Annotated in this window: 19 protein-coding genes and 2 pseudogenes; 5 read left to right on the top strand and 16 right to left on the bottom strand. The window is 59.8% G+C overall.

Annotated elements, in window-relative coordinates; genetic code table 11:
• Window position 1: 1 nt before the first annotated feature.
• Together ACIOTL_RS15595 and ACIOTL_RS15590 are read right to left on the bottom strand one after the other, a co-directional pair.
• Window positions 2–325 (bottom strand): hypothetical protein, encoded by a 324-nt coding sequence (locus ACIOTL_RS15595; protein WP_400343449.1) that lies wholly within the window; start codon window positions 323–325, stop codon window positions 2–4.
• A 557-nt stretch (window positions 326–882) separates the two neighbouring features.
• Complete coding sequence (locus ACIOTL_RS15590; protein WP_400343446.1) at window positions 883–1,326, bottom strand: hypothetical protein; 444 nt, start codon at window positions 1,324–1,326, stop codon at window positions 883–885.
• 286 nt (window positions 1,327–1,612) lie between these two features.
• Here ACIOTL_RS15590 and ACIOTL_RS15585 point away from each other — a divergent pair, with 286 nt between their 5' ends.
• The 3 genes from ACIOTL_RS15585 to ACIOTL_RS15575 all read left to right on the top strand — a co-directional run bounded on the left by ACIOTL_RS15585 (window position 1,613) and on the right by ACIOTL_RS15575 (window position 6,503).
• Window positions 1,613–3,988: a SpaA isopeptide-forming pilin-related protein gene (locus tag ACIOTL_RS15585; protein WP_400343444.1), complete on the top strand. Its 2,376-nt coding sequence runs from the start codon at window positions 1,613–1,615 to the stop codon at window positions 3,986–3,988.
• Window positions 3,989–4,057: 69 nt separating this feature from the next.
• Window positions 4,058–5,467, top strand: a complete 1,410-nt coding sequence (locus ACIOTL_RS15580) for a SpaH/EbpB family LPXTG-anchored major pilin (protein WP_400343441.1) — start codon at window positions 4,058–4,060, stop codon at window positions 5,465–5,467.
• A gap of 124 nt (window positions 5,468–5,591) precedes the next feature.
• Window positions 5,592–6,503, top strand: a complete 912-nt coding sequence (locus tag ACIOTL_RS15575; RefSeq protein WP_400343439.1) for a class C sortase — start codon at window positions 5,592–5,594, stop codon at window positions 6,501–6,503.
• Window positions 6,504–6,532: 29 nt separating this feature from the next.
• On the opposite strand, the gene ACIOTL_RS15570 is transcribed toward ACIOTL_RS15575, so the two are convergent.
• Entirely contained in the window at window positions 6,533–7,237 is a 705-nt protein-coding gene (locus tag ACIOTL_RS15570) for a class I SAM-dependent methyltransferase (protein ID WP_400343436.1), read from the bottom strand.
• A gap of 164 nt (window positions 7,238–7,401) precedes the next feature.
• Between ACIOTL_RS15570 and ACIOTL_RS15565 the strand changes: the two genes are divergently transcribed.
• Window positions 7,402–8,058: a hypothetical protein gene (locus tag ACIOTL_RS15565; protein ID WP_400343434.1), complete on the top strand. Its 657-nt coding sequence runs from the start codon at window positions 7,402–7,404 to the stop codon at window positions 8,056–8,058.
• Between the two features lie 191 nt (window positions 8,059–8,249).
• Here ACIOTL_RS15565 and ACIOTL_RS15560 read toward each other — a convergent pair.
• From ACIOTL_RS15560 to ACIOTL_RS15540, 5 genes and pseudogenes are all read right to left on the bottom strand, one after another.
• A pseudogene (locus tag ACIOTL_RS15560) lies at window positions 8,250–8,579 on the bottom strand (ketol-acid reductoisomerase); the annotation flags it as partial.
• Between the two features lie 31 nt (window positions 8,580–8,610).
• Window positions 8,611–9,666 carry an FRG domain-containing protein gene (locus tag ACIOTL_RS15555; protein ID WP_400343431.1) on the bottom strand — a complete coding sequence of 352 codons (1,056 nt, stop codon included), beginning with the start codon at window positions 9,664–9,666 and terminating at the stop codon, window positions 8,611–8,613.
• 433 nt (window positions 9,667–10,099) lie between these two features.
• On the bottom strand, window positions 10,100–11,131 hold the full coding sequence (gene ilvC / locus ACIOTL_RS15550; protein WP_013348730.1) for a ketol-acid reductoisomerase: 1,032 nt from the start codon (window positions 11,129–11,131) through the stop codon (window positions 10,100–10,102).
• 122 nt (window positions 11,132–11,253) lie between these two features.
• Window positions 11,254–11,772 carry an acetolactate synthase small subunit gene (gene ilvN / locus ACIOTL_RS15545; RefSeq protein ID WP_105658085.1) on the bottom strand — a complete coding sequence of 173 codons (519 nt, stop codon included), beginning with the start codon at window positions 11,770–11,772 and terminating at the stop codon, window positions 11,254–11,256.
• A 3-nt stretch (window positions 11,773–11,775) separates the two neighbouring features.
• Complete coding sequence (locus ACIOTL_RS15540) at window positions 11,776–13,659, bottom strand: acetolactate synthase large subunit (protein WP_105658084.1); 1,884 nt, start codon at window positions 13,657–13,659, stop codon at window positions 11,776–11,778.
• A gap of 617 nt (window positions 13,660–14,276) precedes the next feature.
• On the opposite strand from ACIOTL_RS15540, the gene ACIOTL_RS15535 reads away from it, so the two are divergent.
• On the top strand, window positions 14,277–14,738 hold the full coding sequence (locus ACIOTL_RS15535; RefSeq protein ID WP_105658083.1) for a hypothetical protein: 462 nt from the start codon (window positions 14,277–14,279) through the stop codon (window positions 14,736–14,738).
• 81 nt (window positions 14,739–14,819) lie between these two features.
• On the opposite strand, the gene ACIOTL_RS15530 is transcribed toward ACIOTL_RS15535, so the two are convergent.
• The 8 genes and pseudogenes from ACIOTL_RS15530 to ACIOTL_RS15495 all read right to left on the bottom strand — a co-directional run bounded on the left by ACIOTL_RS15530 (window position 14,820) and on the right by ACIOTL_RS15495 (window position 20,038).
• Window positions 14,820–15,344 carry a hypothetical protein gene (locus ACIOTL_RS15530; protein WP_400343428.1) on the bottom strand — a complete coding sequence of 175 codons (525 nt, stop codon included), beginning with the start codon at window positions 15,342–15,344 and terminating at the stop codon, window positions 14,820–14,822.
• Window positions 15,345–15,424: 80 nt separating this feature from the next.
• Window positions 15,425–15,949, bottom strand: coding sequence for an isopentenyl-diphosphate Delta-isomerase (gene idi, locus ACIOTL_RS15525; RefSeq protein ID WP_400343425.1), 525 nt, complete (start codon window positions 15,947–15,949; stop codon window positions 15,425–15,427).
• Between the two features lie 26 nt (window positions 15,950–15,975).
• Window positions 15,976–16,839, bottom strand: coding sequence for a prenyltransferase (locus ACIOTL_RS15520; RefSeq protein ID WP_400343422.1), 864 nt, complete (start codon window positions 16,837–16,839; stop codon window positions 15,976–15,978).
• Window positions 16,836–17,156 (bottom strand): lycopene cyclase domain-containing protein, encoded by a 321-nt coding sequence (locus ACIOTL_RS15515; RefSeq protein WP_332489243.1) that lies wholly within the window; start codon window positions 17,154–17,156, stop codon window positions 16,836–16,838. The genes ACIOTL_RS15520 and ACIOTL_RS15515 overlap by 4 nt, the downstream gene beginning before the upstream one ends.
• Entirely contained in the window at window positions 17,146–17,508 is a 363-nt protein-coding gene (locus ACIOTL_RS15510; RefSeq protein ID WP_400343420.1) for a lycopene cyclase domain-containing protein, read from the bottom strand. Before ACIOTL_RS15510 ends, ACIOTL_RS15515 begins: the two co-directional genes overlap by 11 nt.
• Entirely contained in the window at window positions 17,505–19,031 is a 1,527-nt protein-coding gene (crtI, locus tag ACIOTL_RS15505; RefSeq protein WP_400343512.1) for a phytoene desaturase family protein, read from the bottom strand. Before crtI ends, ACIOTL_RS15510 begins: the two co-directional genes overlap by 4 nt.
• 3 nt (window positions 19,032–19,034) lie before the next feature.
• Window positions 19,035–19,103 (bottom strand): annotated as a pseudogene (locus ACIOTL_RS15500) (hypothetical protein); the annotation flags it as partial.
• Complete coding sequence (locus tag ACIOTL_RS15495; RefSeq protein ID WP_400343417.1) at window positions 19,094–20,038, bottom strand: phytoene/squalene synthase family protein; 945 nt, start codon at window positions 20,036–20,038, stop codon at window positions 19,094–19,096. The gene ACIOTL_RS15495 and the pseudogene ACIOTL_RS15500, both read right to left, overlap by 10 nt.
• Between the last annotated feature and the right edge of the window lie 4 nt (window positions 20,039–20,042).

Raw genomic sequence — 20,042 nt, 5'->3', positions numbered from 1 at the left:
CTCAGGAACGCGTGCCGTTCTCGTACCGCTCGGGAATGATCTTTTTGGAAGCATACTTGGAATATGGCGGATCCCAGCCCTGGTAGACGCTGATTCCGGCTTCGAGGAATGCGGTCATCGTCTCACGCAGCGGCCGATGCCAAGAGGTCGGTGATGCGGCCTGTCCTGTGAAGGGCAGTTCATCGGTGTATTGGACCCGCTGGAAATAGTCTTTGCCAGGGTGATTCCACGGGTACTGGATCGGATGGTTCAGCGACAGTAAGAGCCTGCCGCCAGGCTTGAGTACGCGCCGTATTTCTGCCAGCGGCCCTGTCCAGTTCTCCAAGTAGTGCAAGACCAGCGAGGCGATTGCGTCGTCGAAGGAATTCGTCTCGTAGGGCAGTTTCTACCCCAGGTCCGTGACCCGCAGATCAGCACCATACTGGAGCCGAACACGCGTCAAGTCGATTATCACCAGAACCGCAACAGTTGTCGAGGAACCGCCGCCAGGCGACATGACCGGCCATCTGGAGTATTTGCCGGCCGGTCGTAAAAGACAGTGAGAAGGGTCGGCTCGTTCTCGTCCGAAAGAGCCCGCGCAAAGTCCTCGTAGGTGGTTCCAGCGGTCTCTGTTCACCTCTTTTTAATTTCCTTTTTAGGCGACTTATTAGAGCTTTTTCAGGACCCCACGGTATCCGTTTTCCACGAGAAACTTCGCGTTCTCAGCCTTTCCAGCCAACAAATTGATCGTCCTCATCGTTTTATTAATCTTCAGTGTTGACGAAAGTGAAATCCATCCGATACGCTGTCGCCATATCACTCGCCCGGATTTTGGGGGTCCGGCAAAACTTGGGGAAAGCCAGTTGGTCGTGGGGATCAATTGGCTGTAATTTAGGCACTCGTTTATGGAAAACGAGCGTCAAATTCTACGCACCAGTCTGCGTTCTTCAGGTTTAGCATCCCCAATGTCCTCGGATATTGGGGAATTCTTGTGTTTGGCAGACCTGTTGGGGACAGAGTTGCACGACGGAACAACGGTCGTACAGGTAAAAAGTCCTTGCTCGAGGGAGCAAAAAAACATTGCACTTCGCAAAGCGCCTTTTCCAGCGTTGCAATTAGCGCCGGAATTGTCTTCTCTCTGGCATTCGCCGGAACTTTTGTGCCAGCTTCCGCTACTTCGGTGAGCGAATCTTCAGCGGAAGTAAAACTCGCCCCGTCGGCGGCTGAAACCGATTCGGCGGCCACTCTTGTTTCCGCGACGCCCACGAGCCCGGCACCCTCTTCGACTGAAACTTCCGCTGCTGCGGCTTCTTCCGAAACCCCAGCTCCAAAAGCGAAAGCGTCCAAGCCGCCGGTTGAAACCAAGCCAGCGGTAACGCAGTCGCCGAAGGCCGCGCCGGAAACTGAATCCGAGGCGCCGGTTGTTCAAACGCCACGAGCCGAGGAATCGGCAAGCGAAGAGGAAAAAGCCTCCGAGGCACCTACTAGCGCTCCAGCGTCGATAAGCGCGCCAGCAACTGCGCAGTCCTCGGCACCTGCCGAGCAGTCGCCTACCGAAACTGCCAAGAAGCCATCGGAATCACCATTACCGACAGCCTCGCCCAGAGAGGCTGACAACAAACTGCTCGCACCGATGGCATTAGGGGACGTCTGCAGTGCCGCCCAGGCATCAACTCAGATTCTTGGGGGATTTGAGCTTGATGGCAACCTGTGCGCCAACGACGCGGCCCTGGACGATTGGACCACCGTTTTGACGCAACCATCGGGCAACGATGGTTTCGACGACAGTACACAGTTCACCCGTGGTGCCAGCGAAAGGAGCTGGCCGTGGGGTGCGAACCAAGTCAACGGTACGGGCCAAGCCTCCGGCCAGGCAGATATAGGCCGCAACTACGCCTATTCGACAACCAGTGATGGACATGTCTTCGCCTTCTTGGGATTCGAGCGAGGGACAAGCACCGGCACCATCCGCTACATCGTTGAGCTCAACGCCGAGAAGAACGACCCCGTAGTGATTCCCACTCCGATTCGCAGCGACGGCGATCTTCGCCTGAGCATCGAGCAGGATGGCAATAATAATCTCATCTTCACCGGTGCCTACATGTGGAACGCGAGCACGGAAACGTGGGTGCAGCAGCAAACCCTGAGCGGTTTCGTTGGTGCGACGAATACCCAACCCATTACCGGCTTCGACGGAACCAGCACCATCCCGGTACGCGGCTTCGCGGAAATCGGCGTGGACCTGACTGCCCTGTTTGGAGAAGCTACCTGTACCGGCAATTACGGAACGCTGAATCTGCGTTCCTCCTCCTCGATTCCGGAAACATCCAACTTGGGTGACTGGATCGCCCCGATTTCCCTTGCCGTGCCGAGCACCTGCTCCAGCGTGCAGGTCGAAAAGAACTGGGTCATCGACGGCGAGGAATACGAAAACGGCCAGCAGCCCGATGGCATCGCCGCCACGCTGGAACTGACCGGCCAAACCTCGCCGCAGTTCGGTACCGGCTACGCCAAGTACAGCAATGGCACCGACTACGAGGCCAATGATGAAATCATCATCGGCGAGTCGGTGGCCCAGCTGCCCGCAGGGTGCACCAATGCCCCCTCGGGGGATCTGGGTGAACATGTATTGCAACCTGGACTGAACTCCTACACGGTGACCAACACCGTCACCTGCACCACCCTGACCTTGGAAAAGGAAGTCATCGGCGAGGCGGCGGCCACGGAATGGACGCTGTCAGCTGATGGCAGCTCAACGGATCTGTCCGGAGTGACCGGCAGCGAAGGCGTCACCGATGTCCCGGTAGCTGCCGGCCAATACGCCATCTCCGAAACCGGCCCGGAAAACTACCAGCTGACGGACCTGGCTTGCGAGGATGCGGCGGTTGGCGATGGCAACACCATCACCATCACTGCCGGCAGCAAAGCCACTTGCGTGCTCACCAACACCCAGGAAATTGACCTGACGGTCACCAAGACCTGGGTGGTCAACGGCACCGAGTATCCTCACGGCGAGCAGCCGGCAGGAGATGCGGAGCTGAGCATTGATGGACAAGCAGCTGAATTCGGGGCAACCAGTTCCGGGCATCTGATCGGGGACGAGGTGGCCATCGAGGAAACCCTCACCGGCACGCTCGCCGAGCTGTGCCAGGTGACCAGTTCAACCATTGACGGCGTCGAAGGGCTATCCGCCACCCACACCATGGCCGGGACTCCCTCGCCCAATGTGGTGGCAATCGTGAACACCGTGGAATGCGAACAGCTTTTGACGCTGGTCAAGGTGGTGGACAACGAGGACTTCAACGGAACCTCGACCACCGATGACTGGACGCTGAGCGCTTCGGGCACCGCGGGGAGCATCGAAGGAAAGACCGGAGAAACGGCCGTCACCGAAGCATCGGTGGGCGTGGGAACCTACCAATTGGCCGAGGAAGGCACCGCCGCAGGCTACGAACCAGGCACCTGGAGCTGCGTCGGCACCGGAAGCGGCGAAGGAGCGGCGATCACGCTGGAGCTTGGCCAGGAGGCCACCTGCACCATCGTGAACACGGCCCTTCCCGGATCGGCCAGCTGGACCAAGACCACCGTTGACGGCGACCTGCTTGCAGGTGCCGAATGGACCCTGACCGGACCGCTGGGCGATGCATCGGAAGCCATCGCGGTTACCGACTGCATGGCCGAAGGCTGCACCGGACCGGATATGGATCCAGCCAAGGGCAAATTTGCCTTGGCAAACCTGAAGCGGGGCAGCTATACGCTTCAGGAAACCACCGCTCCTCCGGGCTACGTCAAGGACGAGCAGATCCATGAGTTCGAGGTCACCGGCGACGCACTGCAGATCGAGCTTGCTGCCATTACCAATGAGCAGCAGGACGGTCCCGTGCTCCCACTGACCGGTGGCATCGGCCGAGATCAGATTTATCTGATTGGCGGCGCAATCCTGGTACTGGGGCTGGGCATCTGGGGTGCACAGGCCTTCCGTATCCGTCATAGCCGCAACCTCGGCTAGATTCAACCAATTCACCAATCACGCTGAACTTGGGTAGGCGTAAAAATCACTCGCACAAAAGGAGTAATCGTGTTCACGCAACGCAGACTCGGCAAGCTGATTGCCGGAGCAAGTGCCATGGCACTTGCTGGGATGGGGCTATTTGGGGTAGCCGCCGCATCCGCTGACGAAATTTCGGATATTACGCCGGGGACCCCCGGCAGCATCTCGGTCCACAAGTCTTCAGCGGACCCTGTTGAAGGCCTCAACAACGGCTCCCTGCTGGAACCGGACCCCGGCGCGGGCCTGGGCCTGGATGGCGTTGAATTCACCTTGCAGCAGGTGCTGTTCGACGGCGAGCCAATCGACTTGAGCGTGGCCGACGGCTGGGAACTGGCAGAAGCCCTGGCACCAGAATCCGCCGGAGGCGCATTGCCTGCAGGCTACACCCTGGCCGCCGGTGTCCCCCAGGTAACCGTGGGAGGTATCGCTACCTTCAACGGTTTGGACCTGGGACTGTACCTGGTCACCGAAACCGATTCGGGCGACAACCTGATCGATGCCGCGGCCGCACCGTTCTACGTGAGCATTCCTTATCCGAATGCCGACGGCACCTGGAACTACAACGTGCACGTCTATCCGAAGAACACGCTGAACACCATCGAGCAGACCAAGACCGTGGATGATACCGCCGTGTTCCTGGGCGATGAGGTCACTTGGACGCTGGTCACCGATGTCCCTGACTCGGATCTTCCCTACAAGTCCTACACCTTGACCGATAGCCTCTCGGGGAACCTCGATTTCATCTCCTGGGAGTCGGTATCGATTGGCACCGGGGAACTTGTTCCTTTTGATGACTACACCATCTCGGCCGACAATGCGGTGATCACCTTCACCGGGGCGGGCCTCGCCAAACTCGATGCGGCTGGAGCGACTACCGTGACGGCCGTATTGAAGACCAAGGTCAACTCCATCCCTGAAGGCGGAGTCATCGAGAACACCGCGACCGTGAACATCAATGGCACGGAAGCTGATGGCACCACCAACACCAACCTGGGCACCTTGCAGCTGGAAAAGAAGGCTGAAGGCGAGAACGGTGCACTGCTGGACGGCGCGGAATTCGAGCTCTATGGAACTGCACCTGATGCCGAGGGCGAACCCACCAGTTCGCCTCTGGCTACCGGAACCACGGTAGACGGGGTCGTCAAGTGGGAACTGCACCTGGGCATCGAGGACGACATGGAATCAAGCTACTGGGTCAAGGAAACCAAGGCGCCAGCCGGATACGTGCTTCCGGCTGATCCGTGGTCCGGCGAACTGGTTGTGACCAACGGCCAGATCCTGATCGAGACCATCACCAACCACAAGCCGACCGGTCCTGATCTGCCGCTCACCGGCGCCTCGGGCACCGTGCTGTTCACCATTGCAGGTCTTGGCCTGATGGCCGCCGCCGGTGGTGCGGTACTGGTGAAGCGACGCCGCTCGCGCACCCAGGGCTAACCCGAGTACTGCTTGATGCAGCACCAGGGTTGCCAGTAGATGGTGGGAGAACTAAGCATTGCTTGGGACTCCCACCATTTTCTTTCTGAACTTCCTGATTCCCAAGACTTCATAGGCAGAAATCATGAGCTCGACTCCCAGTTCCACGCTTTCCCCTCCCCCGCAGCACAGGAACCGCTGGCGCGTCCCGGTGTCCACGCTGGTGATCGCCGTCGTCTTCCTGGCCGGTACGCTCATGCTGCTGTACCCGCCGGCGGCGAGCTGGTTCTCGCAATACAACCAATCCAAGATCATCAAGGAAATCTCCAGCGACGTGTCCCACGAGGGCAGCTCCACGATTTCCCAGGAGCTGCAGCGGGCCCGGGAGTACAACGAGGAACTGGTTGGCGGCGGCTTGCTGGCTCCGGGCAGCAATATCCCTACCAGCAACGGATCGGTGCGGGAAGATACCGAGTACGATTCCCTGCTCAACGTCAACAGCGAGGGGCTCATCGGCCGGCTGCGTGTCCCGTCGGCGGACATCGACCTGCCGATCTATCACGGTACCGATGACCAGACCTTGCTCAAAGGCGTCGGGCACCTGCAAGGCACCGCACTGCCTGTGGGCGGGCAGTCCATGCATGCGGTGCTGACCGCTCACCGCGGGCTGCCTGAGGCCAACCTGTTCAACGATCTGCCCCAGGTGAAAATCGGCGATACCTTCAGCATCGAGGTCTTCAATGAGGTACTGACGTACCGGGTGGTTGAAACGCAGACGGTAGAGCCGGATGAAACGAAGGCGCTGGCCCCGCAATTCGACAAGGATCTGGCCACCCTGGTCACCTGCACTCCCCTAGGCATCAATACGCATCGCATGCTGGTCACCGGAGAACGCGTGCACCCTACCCCGCGTGCAGATCTGGAAGCCCTCGGCTCCGCTCCTGAGATCCCGGGCTTCCCCTGGTGGAGCGTCTGGCTCGGATCAGCGCTGCTGCTGCTGGGGACCTGGGTGTTTCTTGCAGGTCGCCCTCGTTCTGGCAGGAACATCGGCGGCTAACCCGCAGCGGCAGGTTTGCGCCTCGCCGGCTAGCGCGTCGAGCGCAGCGAGAAGAACAGGAAGCTCAAGAACGCGTCACGTTCGCGCAGCTCTTCTGGAATCACGCCTTCGGGCGCATCCTTGGCATACGGAGGCTCCCAGACACGTTCCACCGCGAACCCTGCGGAGATCAGCGCCGTCATGGTTTCATGCAAAGGCCGATGCCAATAGGTCAATTCGGCAGGCTTCCCCTTGAAAGTCACTTCGTCGGTGTACTGGGTGAGCTGGAAGTAGTCCTTGCCGCGGTGGTTGAACGGGTAGAGAATCGGGTGGTTCACCGACATGATGAGCCGGCCGCCGGGCTTGAGCACCCGGCGGACTTCTTCCAGTGCGTAGTCCCAGTCCGGCAAATAGTGGAACACCAAGGAAGCAATGGCATCGTCAAAACTGTTGTCGGCATACGGGAGCTTCTCCCCCAATGTCGCCACTTTCAGGTCGGCATCTTCGCCCAGCCGCTGGCGTGCCAGGTCCACCATTGCTCGGCTGGTGTCGAAGCCCGAGACGCTCGCTCCACGGCTCATGAGCTGTTCGGACAGAGGACCGGCGCCGCAGCCGATATCCAGGATGTTCCGGCCAGCAACCTCTCCTGCCAGTTCCAAGGTGGCCGGCCGCTCATAGTAGGCGTTCAGCATGCTGAATTCGTTCTCGTCAGCGTAGTCCTGGGCGAAATCGTCGTAGTTGCTTTCCTGTGGCACGGGCGCGCTCCTTTGCATGGTTTTGCCCGAGCCTAGCAAAGGCTTCAACTAATCATTGGGAAAACACTCGACTGATCGAGTAACGCTTTGACTGCATTAGCCGCAATCGATCACAATCGGGTCCAGCAATAGTTTCTATTCCCGTTCCAGATTAGAATCAGCACATGGGACCGATCAGTGCCCATGCTCGTTCGACTTTCCATGGGGAGAAATTGAATAGATTAGTTCAGCGTTCACTCGCTGTCATCGCTTCGGGAGCACTTGTATTCTCCGGTGTCTCCGCGGCCTCGGCCGCTCCGTTGCCCACCAGCATTTCATCTGCCAGCATCGGTGCTGCGAAGAAAAAGGCTCCTGCGGTAACGATCAAGAAAATTGGCACGAAGACTGTCAAGGGTTCAGCCAAGGCAACCATCAAGCCTAGCTATTCCAAGGCAAAGAACGTGAAGATCAAGTCGGCGTTGCTGAAGGTGGTCAAGGGCAAGAAGACCGTCGCCAGCAAGAAGAAGTCCGTCAAGCTCGCAGCGGGCACCTACAAGGTCACCACCACGGTCAAGTACCAGCTCAAGGGCAAGACCTCGACCATTCAGAAGACGCAGACCTTGCTGGTGAAGAAGGCGGCCGCCAAGCGTTCCGTGAAGATGAGCGGGAAGGCGAAGAACTGCCCTGCAGGCTACCCGGTGAAGGGCAACCGCACCGGCAGCCAGAAGGAGTGGAAGTACCATGTCAAGGGACAGCGCTTCTACAACATCACGAAGCCAGAAGAATGCTTCAAGACTGCAGCTGATGCGCGCAAGGCCGGCTACCGGGCTTCGAAGCTCTAAACCTGCCTGGCTGGTATCCGACCCAGCAAACTAAAAAATCGACCTCGGTTGCTTCCCATATGGGAAGGGCGGGTTCTAACGGTCGTCGCAACTCCTGATTGTTCAGGGTGTTGCGACGACCGTTAGAACCCGCCAAGCAACCGAGGTCGATTTATTTTGTTCAGCTTACGAAGCTACTTGTCAACTCGCAATTAGCGGGCTACCGAACCATCTACGTAGTCATCCGAGGATGCATCGGAGATCCAGGAGAACAGCGAGCGCAGTTCGCGGCCGGTGGTCTCGATTGGGTGGGCTTCGCCCTTGGCGCGCAGTTCCTTGAACTCCGGAGCGCCGGCCTTCTGGTCTTCCATGAAGCGGTTGGCGAAAGCACCGGACTGGATATCGGCCAGCACAGCCTTCATGTCTTCCTTCACCTCTGGGGTGATCACGCGTGGGCCGGAGACGTAGTCACCGTACTCAGCAGTGTCGGAGATCGACCAGCGCTGCTTGGCGATGCCGCCTTCCCACATCATCGTGACGAGAGACCAGCCAACATTACCGCAGATAGCGATTTCAAGATAAGAACAGCTGTGCAAGGTTTTGTCTTAGTCCATCGACATCCGGATAGATAGCTGCAGCGTCATAACCGAACCAAGTGTCGAGTTGTGCCCTAAGTGCTGGCTTTTCATTCGCCGGGATTCGAAGCGTATACGTAGATGCGAAGTTTCGAGACGTTGTCTTGTTTTCGACTCCAGGCTCATAAAATTTTAAATACAGAGAACCAGCCGACAGAAGGTCTGCCATTTTCCAATTTCGATTCTGAGGTGCGCCCACGATATGGAAAGAAGACTGAATTTGTTTTCCGCTAATGGGAACTCCATCGATCACAAAAACTGAATTTTGAGCCAGCATTCTACTGTCGTAAATCGGCGGGACCCAGAATCTGCGTAGGGAACCAGTCCCCCAGTCATTGGCGCGGCGCTCATCATCGGACTTCCAGTGGTGCCATTTGGGTTCATAACCTCCCCAATCCGAGTCCAATCGAATGTCCGCCTGTTCTGAGTTAACAACTGGACCTTTCAAAGCAAGACAAAATAAACGGGCATCGACTTCGTCCTGCGAACTATCCGAAACTGCAAACCACAATGCGATCAATGGGTTGAAACTGAAATCAATCAGTCGAGTGGGGCCACCCCGATGTTGAATACGGGCAAAGATTTCCATAGCACTTAGCGAATCGAGACGCCATCCTGTTCTCGACTGCCTCAAAATTTCCGATTCAGCATCTTGAAGATCATTTTCAGAAGGATATCGGTCTTTCAAGTCGATCTTTCGATCTCTTAGTTGGTCATGGACTTCAGCCGAAAACCGACCTCCGTATTTTTGATCCCTGAGGACACGGAAGAGCGAGCTGTGCAGGCCCCACTCGTGATTCGACTGGCCGCGCCATAGAAGCCGACTTTCGTGGACATCCTGAATCTTCTTCATGGAGTTCCAAAGATCCGAAATAGAGGTAACTTCTACTTCATATCCTTTGAAGATAGAAACGGGCGATTCATACTCTTCGGAATGGAGCCATCTAGGAGGCTGATTGCCTTTTCCCAAAACTTTCCCTTCAAAAAATGACAAGGTTCGAAATTGTCTCACATTTTGGAAGGCATTTCTCGGATAAGCAATTATTTATAGATGTACTAACGCGCAACGGGTTGCAGACACTAAAATCTCGCCTGCTAACTGACGCAATCGAACAAACGACCTAGGCGCAGCACCATCTGCTCAAAACACTTCTGATAGACATTTCCAAGCGTATCCTTCATCGTCTCAACACAGTCAGACATACAAACGCCACGCTCTTATTGCACGTGCTTGCAAAACAAATCGTTCGTAGCGGCACCTCAACGTTGGGCATCAAACTGCTCAAAAATTACTGCGACATTCCTCAACAAGGCTGTCTCCGACGAGAATTGCCACCGCTAATTTGAGGTTAAAAACCAGCGACACTCGAATTTGAGATCGAGTGTCACTGGCGTTTTTATTATCGCAGTACCAAACTTGGTGTAGATTAGCGGGCTACCGAACCATCGACGTAGTCATCCGAGGATGCATCAGAGATCCAGGAGAACAGCGAGCGCAGTTCGCGGCCGGTGGTCTCGATTGGGTGGGCTTCGCCCTTGGCGCGCAGTTCCTTGAACTCCGGAGCGCCAGCCTTCTGGTCTTCCATGAAGCGGTTGGCGAAAGCACCGGACTGGATATCGGCCAGCACAGCCTTCATGTTTTCCTTCACCTCTGGGGTGATCACGCGTGGGCCGGAAACGTAGTCGCCGTACTCAGCGGTGTCGGAGATCGACCAGCGCTGCTTGGCGATGCCGCCTTCCCACATCAGGTCGACGATCAGCTTCAGCTCGTGCAGCACCTCGAAGTAGGCGATTTCCGGCTTGTAGCCAGCTTCGGTCAGGACCTCGAAGCCGTACTGGACCAGCTGGGAGGTGCCACCGCAGAGCACAGCCTGCTCGCCGAACAGGTCGGTTTCGGTCTCTTCGGTGAAGGTGGTCTCGATAACGCCGGCACGGGTGCCGCCGATGCCTGCAGCGTAGGACAGTGCCAGTTCCTTGGCGCCGCCGGTGAAGTTCTGCTCCACGGCGATCAGGTCAGGGATGCCACGGCCGGCTTCGAATTCGCGGCGCACGGTGTGCCCTGGTGCCTTGGGAGCAACCAGTGCAACGTCGACGTTGGCTGGTGGCTGGATGAAGCCGAAGCGGATGTTGAAGCCGTGGCCGAAGAACAGCGCGTTGCCCTCTTCGAGGTGCTCGGCGATCGACTCGGTGTAGACCTGGGCCTGGACCTGGTCCGGGGTCAGGATCATGATGACATCTGCCCAAGCCGCTGCCTCGGCAACGGTAGCTACCTTAAGGCCTTCGGCCTCGGCCTTGGCACGGGACTTGGAGCCCTCAGCCAGGCCGACGATAACCTCGACGCCGGAGTCGCGCAGGCTCAATGCGTGGGCGTGGCCCTGGGAGCCGTAGCCAATGACAGCTACCTTCTTGCCCTGGATGATCGAGAGGTCTGCGTCGTCTTCGTAGTACAGATCAGCCACTGTAATTCTCCTTATTTGTGCTTCTGGTAAAGAAGTCTTGTGCTTAGGCACTGTTGCTTTCTTCTAAGCTAGGTGCCAAATACCTAAATTTGTAGTTCGTGTCTCTTGAAGTCGTTGTGCGCTTAGGCGGACAGAGTCTTCAGGGCACGGTCGCTCATCGACTTTGTTCCGCGTCCCACGGCCAGCGTTCCGGCCTGGACGATCTCGCGGATGCCGAATGGCTCAAGTACTGCCAGCAGTGCTTCGATCTTCGCCGCATTGCCGGTGGCCTCAACGACCAGCGAGTCCGTGGATACGTCGATCACCGATGCGCGGAACAGCTCCGCGGCCTGGGTGACCTGCAGTCGCGTCGCCGCATCGGCGCGCACCTTGATCATGATGTGGTCACGCTGCACCGAGGTTTCCGGCAGCAGTTCCACGATCTTGATGACGTTGACCAGCTTGTTCAGCTGCTTGGTGACCTGCTCCAGGGAATCCCCTTCGGCGTCCACCACCACGGTCATGCGGCTGATGCCGGCAATTTCCGTGGGGCCCACGGCCAGCGAGTGAATGTTGAAGGCACGGCGGGCGAAGAGGCTGGCGACGCGGGTGAGCACGCCGGGAACGTCTTCAACCAGTACCGAAAGCGTATGCTTTGCCATGTCCTAGTCCTCCTCTTCCCATTCAGGGGTCATGCCGCGGGCAATCTGGATCTGGTCGTTGCTGACTCCCGATGGGACCATTGGCCACACCATGGAGTCGGCCGAGACCACGAAGTCGATGACCACCGGACGGTCATTGATTTCCAATGCCTTCTGGATGGTCGCGTCGATATCCTCGTCGCGTTCGCAGCGCAGGCCCACGCAGCCGTAGGCGTCGGCCAGCTTCACAAAGTCCGGAATCCGGGCGGTTCCGTGGCCGGTGTTCAAATCGGTGTTGGAGTAGCGGCCATCGTAGAACAGCGTCTGCCACTGGCGGACCATGCCCAGCGACGAGTTGTTGATGATGGCAACCTTGATGGGGATCCGGTTGATCACGCAGGTAGCCAGTTCCTGGTTGGTCATCTGGAAGCAGCCGTCTCCGTCAATGGCCCAGACCACGCGGTCCGGCTGCGCCACCTTGGCGCCCATGGCGGCAGGAACCGAGTAGCCCATGGTGCCCAGGCCGGCGGAGTTCAGCCACGAGCGCGGGCGCTCGTACTTGACGAACTGCGCTGCCCACATCTGGTGCTGGCCCACGCCTGCCACGTAGACGCCTTCCGGACCGGTCAGCTCGCCGATGCGCCCGATGACATTCTGCGGAGCAGAGAGGCCGTCGTGGGTTTCGGTGTAGCCGATCGGGTAGGTTTCGCGCAGGCGGTTGAGCAGTCCCCACCAGCCGGCCAGGTCCTGCTGGGCTTCGTTCTCGAAGCGCGAGGCGCAGGCCTCGTGCAGCTGCGGGATGATTTCATCCAGCGAGCCGACGATCGGCACATCGGCCACGCGGTTCTTGGAGATTTCCGCAGGATCGATATCGGCGTGGATCACCTTCGCGTTCGGCGCGAAGGTGGAGAGCACGCCGGTGACGCGGTCATCGAAGCGGGCGCCGAGGGTAATGAGCAAATCCGACTGCTGCAGTGCCGTGACCGCCGAGACGGCACCGTGCATGCCTGGCATGCCCACGTGCTGTTCATGCGAGTCCGGGAAGGCACCGCGTGCGGTCAGCGTAGTGACCACCGGAGCGTTGATGAATTCCGCGAATTCCTTGAGCTGCTCATGGGCGTTGGCCTTGATCACGCCACCGCCAACATACAGCACCGGGCGGGTTGCCGAAGCGATGAGCTTGGCGGCTTCGCGCAGCTGCTTGTTGTGTCCGCGGGTGACCACGCGGTAGCCCGGCAGGTCGACCTTTGGCGGCCATGAGAAGGTCATGTCGCTCTGCTGGGCATCCTTGGTGATATCTACCAGCACCGGACCGGGACGGCCGGTCTGCGCCAGGTAGAAAGCGCTGGCCAGCGTGCGCGGAATGTCTTCCGCGTTGGTGACCAGGAAAGCGTGCTTGGTAATCGGCATCGTGATGCCGACAATGTCTGCTTCCTGGAATGCGTCAGAGCCAATAAAAGCGCTATTGACCTGACCGGTGATTGCCACCATTGGTACCGAGTCCATATTGGCATCGGCCAGTGCGGTGACGAGGTTGGTTGCGCCTGGTCCGGAAGTAGCGATGCATACGCCCACTTCCCCGCTCACCATGGCGTAACCCTGTGCGGCATGGCCGGCACCCTGTTCGTGGCGGACCAAGATGTGGTTAATCTTGGTCGAATCCATCAGTGGATCATAGGTGGGAAGGATGGCCCCACCTGGTAATCCGAAGACGTCTTTGACGCCCAGTTCTTCCAGCGAGCGGACGATGGCTTGTGAGCCCGTCATCTGTGTGGGAGCAACGATATTATTCGGACCCTGTACCGGGTTCGAAGCCTCCACGACGGAAGAGACAGCGGCGGCGGCATCCTTGGTTCGATTGATTGACTTCGCAACCGACGCCGGATTGGCGGGTGTTGAGTTGCTCATCGGGATCCTTTCCATATCTATCTCTTCGTTTGCGCATAAAAAACGCCCCGCGGCCGTCACTACTGACGAAAGGGGGCTTGCGCGTTACCGACGTACTGTCCGTGGTGTTGGACAGTGTCTCAGGCTCCGCGCCTGATAACTAGTAGTACATCGGTGTTTGTTTGCATGCCTCTAGTTTTCTCCACCTCACGGCAAAGAGCAACTAGACACCCTGTTTATCTCATTATATGAGATGGATGTCCAAGTCTTGGACGCGACACCGCAAACAAGACTTGGTTTTTCGCTTCATAGGCACCAAAAGCGCCTGTCGAAACGGGATTAGCTGGAGACAAGCACCAACTGCCGGGAATGCGCATCGCTCGCGCTGCGCACCCTTGCTCCAAGGAAGTCCCCTGCCATGCAGTTGGTTTCGCTTGCAGCGTTGAGCCGGGAGAGGCATGAATTCCGTCGATGGCCACACGGGCGCATGGCTTGGCGACTCAATCAGCATCCTGGCTCATTAATCCCATTCTAGAAGTCAATATGACCAATCAGATAACCCATGACGTGCCGATGACACATTTCGATAAATGTTGCGACTGGTCAAATTGTCCAAAGTTATCGGTAGAGTATTGGTTATGGACAAGCGCCCAGACGAAAATCCAACCCAGCAGGTAAAGGCCCGCCTCCATGAGGCCTTCGACTCGCAGATCCCCAACTTCGCCAGCTACAATCTCGTGGCGGGCACCGGCATCGCCGGCTCCGGAGGGCTCAAGGTCATTGGATATCGGCGCCAACCAGCGGAACTGATTATTGCGCCAGTGAATGCCAGCAGCTTGGAAGCATCCGAGGATGCGATCAACATCAACAATACGAATGTGAACCAGCTCGCCGAGCTCAGCGATGGCGGCTACGAAATCGCGATCTCTTCGGGCCGGGTGTTCCGCTTCAGCATTCCCGAAGCGCCGAGCATCGACTTGCATGTCGATGATGCCATCAGCATTGGTGCCACCATTGACCAGAAATCAGATGCAGAGGACTTCGCTGATTTCATGGACCACTTCATGAACACCATCGAAGGCACCGAGAACTTCGTATAACCAGCAAGAGAATTCGCCATAGCAAAGGCCATCCCGCCAGCTAGCTCCATTACGAGCTACGCGGCGAGATGGCCTTTTCGCTTACAAAGCCCCGGGATGATTCCCGCGGTAGTCGGAGGCGAGCAGCTGCCCTTCGACGGTGAGGATCTCAACCCGGTCCAACTCGATTGATTCGTAGCCGACGGAGGTCATGACCCGCTCGGCATAGCCGGCAGCACTGCCCTCCGCGATCCAATCACTGCCCTCCACCACAATGGCGAGCACGCCCTGGACCGGAGAGAGCCACCCCACGGTGGCGTACTGGATGGAATCCTGGGCGAATGAATGGAAGCCTGCGGCGCCCTGGCCATTGAGGTACTGGAAGATCTTCTGATCCGCCCATTCCTGGCGCCCTTCGACTTCCTGGAGGTTGTCGGCATACTTCGGCAAGGCCGCGATCTGCTGGCTCACGCTAGGAGTTTGCGCGGATGCTTCGAACTGGAGCGGGGCACAGCTGGCCAGGGACGAAGCCAGCACCAGGCCACCGGCGACCACACTGACCCTGCCTAACGCATCGATGGCCACGCAGCGCCGCTGGATACCGGAAGAAATTACTTGAAGCACCATGCAATTGAGCATAGCCAATGCCCCGGACAATTCCACAGGAATCACCCAGCACGGATTCCACGCCGGCGGCGGGCCCGGAATCAGCCTTGCTCGGCCTGGTACAGGGACATCCCTGCAGCCTGCATCACCAGCCACGGGCTGAAAGCCCACGGGGTGGCGCGCAGGGCTTCACCGAGTTGTGCCGGATCCACCCAGCAGTAGTCCATGACTTCGTCCGGGTTCGCAGAGATCTCGCTGTCGATTATCGCGGTGAAGACCGGGCAGATTTCGTTTTCCACAATGCCCGAGGCATCCACGGCGCGATAGCGGAAGTCCGGCAGCGCCGATTCGATGCGGTTGACCTTGAAGCCGAGCTCATGGGCCGCGTGGCGCGTAATGGCTTCTTCGAAGCTCTCGCCGGGCTGGGGATGCCCGCAGAAGGAGTTCGTCCAGACCCCTGGCCAGGTCACCTTGGACAGGGCGCGACGCGTCACCAGCACCTGGCCGGCTTGATTCTGCACGTGGCAGGAGAATGCCTGGTGCAGCACGGTATCCGTGGTGTGAACCGATTCTTTCGGGCGCGTGCCAATAGGCTGGCCTTGATCCGAAAGCAAAATGACGTCCATTGAAATCCTTGAATCCCCATCCGGGTCTAGTTGGTGAAAAGTGCCGAAAAGATCAGGAGCATGGTCAGCAGGAAACCGCACAGGTAGTTGATCCACAAGAATCTCTTCCATCCTCGATTAACCGTACCCGAGCTTGCATCGCTGATTCCAAGATGGGGTAGGACGTTGAGCACATAGGGAAGGGCCAGCACCGCCGCCCATCGGCCAAGGCCCGACAGGCCCACCGCCACGAGCACTCCGGCCAGCAGGTAGGCAGCCAAGACTAGGTAGATGGTCGTGCGGGCCGACAAGGCGGTGGCGATCGAGGACAGCCCGCCTTGGCGATCGGGAACAATATCCTGGATTGCTCCCAGGGCATGGCTAGCCATCCCCCAGAGCAGGAACGCGCCGAAGACCAGCCACTGCTCGGCCTGCACGCTGGCGCCAGCCAGCACCCACCCGTAGACCGCCGGGGAGACGAAGTGCACTGCGCTGGTCAGCGAGTCCAGCCCGGGCCTTTCCTTGAAACGCAGCCGCGGTGCGGAGTAGGCCAGCACCGCAAGGATCGACACCGCCAGAACGAGGTTGGCTGCGCCATCCCCGGCCGCCACGAGCACCGCGAGGAACGGCGCGGCGCACAGGACGCAGGCGATGAGCAGCGACTTATGGCTCTGCCTGGACAGCAGCGCCCCCTCGATTCCTCCCTTGCGCGGATTGCGCAGGTCCGACTCGTAGTCGAAGACATCGTTCACGCCGTACATCAGCAGGTTGTAGGGGAAGAGGAAGAACACCGTGCCCAGGACCAAGCGCCAATCGATCCCGCCGCCGGCCAGCAGATAGGCGGCGGCAAACGGGTAGGCGGTATTCACCCAGGAGATGGGGCGTGAGCTCAATACGATTCCGCGGATCATGAAGCGTCCTTTCTGTGGCTGCGGGCACCGAGCAGCCACCACAGCCCGGGGAGCAGGAAGACCGCGCAGGCGGCGTAGAAGAAGTCTTCAATCGGGGCCAGGCCCAGATGCACCCCGGACAGCGTCCCGCTGCCGTAGCCGAACAGCCCGGCGTAGATCATCAGGTTGTCGAAGATCGCGGTGAGCACGAGCATCAGGGCCATGGCGGCGCCCAGCGGCTTGGCCACCGAGCGCAGACGCTGCTTGCTGGCGGCCAGCCCGGCGGCAAAGACGGCCATGGCCGCAAGAAGGAAGCAGAGGCTCAATTCAAGGAACATGCTTCTCCCCTAACGTGCGCTTGGACGCTTTACGGTTTCGGTTGCGCAGCATGCTGGCCAGCACCGGCAGTCCGGTGAAGGCAATCATGGCGCAATAGCACAAGAAGACCAGGAAGAAGACTTCTTCCACAGGGAACTGCTCGCCCACCATGATTCCGGTCATGAGCTCCGATTCCTTGTGCAGGAAGATGCCCTGCCTGATGGCCAGCACATCCCAGAGCACGAAGAATCCGGTGCCCAGCCCCAGGGCCAGGAGCCCGCGCACCGGGTGGCGGAAGATGAAGAGCTTTCCCTTCGCGTCCAGCAGCCCCATGCAGACCAGGAGTACCAGCAAGATGCCCAGGTAGATCATGCTCCTGCCTCCTGACGCACCGTGGTCGCGAAGTTTTCGTCCATGGGCCCCGCGGCCTTGATCCCGAGCACCGCTTTGGCAGCCAGTTCCCCGCTGATCAGGCACATCGGCACGCCGATTCCGGGGCGCACGGTGCTGCCGGCATAGTGCAGCCCGCCCACCTTGGCGCTGCGGTTGCCCGGACGCAGCATGGCGCTTTGCCCCAGGGTATGGGCCAGGCCCAGCGCACCGCCTTTGAAGGCGCCGTACTGCTGGAGGAAGTCCCCCGGGCCGATGCTCTGGCGCACTACGATCCGCTCGCGAAGATCCTTGATGCCAGCCCATGCGGCCAGCTGGTCGATGGCCGCGTCGGCCACCGCTTCCACCGCGGCATCTCCTGCCCCATCGGCTGCGCCGATCCCCCATTCGGGCATGGCCGGAGCCGGAACCAGGATGAACAGGTTCTCGCAGCCCTCCGGGGCCACCGAGGGGTCGGTGGCACTGGGCTTGCAGACATAGATGCTGGTTTCCGCCTCCAGCGTCCGCCCTTGGCGAATCCGCGAGAAATTCTCTTTCCAGTCGGTGGTGAACAGCAAGTTGTGGTGCTCCAGCTGCGGCAGCTTGCCGCTGATGCCCAGGCAGAGCAGCACCGCGCTGGGGCCAGGGTCTTTGCGCTGGAAGCTCTTGGCGGTGTGGGTCTGCAGCTCCTCGGGCAGCAAATGGCCTTCCAGGTGGCGCACATCGGCGGCTGCGATCACCTGGGTCGCCGGGGTGCGCTGCTGCCTGCCGTGCGCGTCGATCCAGCGCACCGCGCTGACCCGGGGATTTTTCCCTGTGCTGGTTTCTATGGCCGTTGCGGTGGCGCCCAAATGGATGGCCGCGCCGTGTTTCCGGGCCAGTTCAGCCATGGCATCGGCCACCGCAGCGAAGCCTCCCATCGGGTATTTCACCCCGTCGGTGAGGTCCAAGTGGCTCATCAGCTGGTAGAGCGCAGGGGTGCGGCTCGGGCTGGAGCCCAGGAACACCGCCGGGTATCCGAGCAGCTGGCGGATCTCGTTGCTCGAAAAGCGCCGGGCCACATGGCTTTCCAGGCTGGAGGCCAGCAGCTGGGCCAGTTGCGGGGTCCGGCGCAGGATCCGCGGATGCAGCAGGGAGGTGAGCGAACTGAAATCGTCATAGAGGAAATGCTCCAAGGCCAATTCATAACCCTCCTTCGCGGTGCGCAGGTACCGCTCCAAGGCTGGGCCGCTGCCCGGTTCCAGGGCTTCGAAGAGTCCGCTGGCCGCAGCGCCGGTTCCGACATCCACCGGTCCTTCGCGGCCCTGGAAGAAGGTGCGGTAGCCGGTGGACAGTTCGCGCAACTCCAGCTGTTCGCTGGCGCTGGTGCTCATGAGCTTGAACCAGTGCTCGAAGACCTCGGGCATCAGGTACCAGGAGGGGCCGGTGTCGAAGCGGAACCCGTCGCGCTCCAGGCGCCCGGAGCGACCGCCTGGGTGCGGCTGCTGCTCGATCAAGGTGACCTTGCAGCCTCGGGCGGCGAGCAACCCGGCGCTGGCCAGGCCGGAGAATCCGCCCCCGATGACTACGACTTCTCTTTGTGCGTGGTTCATCTGCTTGCTACTTCCATTCTTGGCTTGCGGCCGGTGGTGCCCCGGGTGCCCAGCAGCACGCGGGCGGCGATCAGCGCCTTGCGCGGGGCGGAGACCGAGATGCGGGTGCGCAGCAGCTGCGAGGCCGGGGCCTTGTCCAGCTGGGAGTTCAGTTCGCGGAACAGGTCATGGGCCAGGCGCACCGCCCGGGCAGCGGACGGGGCCAGGTAGGGCATGCCGGCACGGGCCTGGGCCAGGTCCTGCTCGATCTGCGCAACCAGCTTCGCCTTGCTTGGCTCATCGAATCCTGCCGGGTCCAGGCCGGGAAAGTAGCTGCGTCCCAAATCTTCGCTGTCTTCCGCCAGGTCGCGCAGGAAGTTGACCTTCTGGAAGGCCGCGCCCAGGCTGCGGGCGGCGTGCTTGGCGCGCTGCGCCTGGGCAGGCGTCAAGTCCGGCGCGGCGGGCATCGCCTGGAAGACCTGCAGGCACATCAGCCCGATGACTTCGGCCGAGCCGTAGATGTAGTCCTGCAAGCTGCGCTCATCATGCTGCCCGGTGCCCAGGTCCGCGCGCATTGAGGCGAAGAACGGGGCGGTGAGCTCGGCGTGGATGCCGGTGGCCCGGGCGGAAATGGTGAAAGCGTGGACCACCATGTTGGTGCTGTACCCGCGTTCCATGGCGCGCAGGGTTTCTGCTTCCAGCTCGTCCAGGCAGGCGGCGATGGCCTGGTTGTCCAGGCCGGCCTGGCAGGCCACCCCGTCCACGATTTCATCGGCCAGGCGCACCAGCGCATAGATATTGGCGATGTGCCGGGCGCTGGCGGCATCCAGCAGCCTGCAGGCCAGCGAGAACGAGGTGGAGTATTCGCCCAGCACCACCCTGGCGCTGCGCTGGGCGGTGCGCGAATAGTGCTCCAAGGCGGCGGTGCCTGCGGTGCTGTTTGGGGAATTGTCAGGTTTCATGGCG

Origin of the sequence: Glutamicibacter sp. NPDC087673 (genome assembly GCF_044743255.1) — a bacterium.
Classification (GTDB): domain Bacteria; phylum Actinomycetota; class Actinomycetes; order Actinomycetales; family Micrococcaceae; genus Glutamicibacter.
The sequence above is the reverse complement of the archived record's forward strand: the minus strand, read 5'-3'. Positions and strand labels throughout refer to the sequence as shown.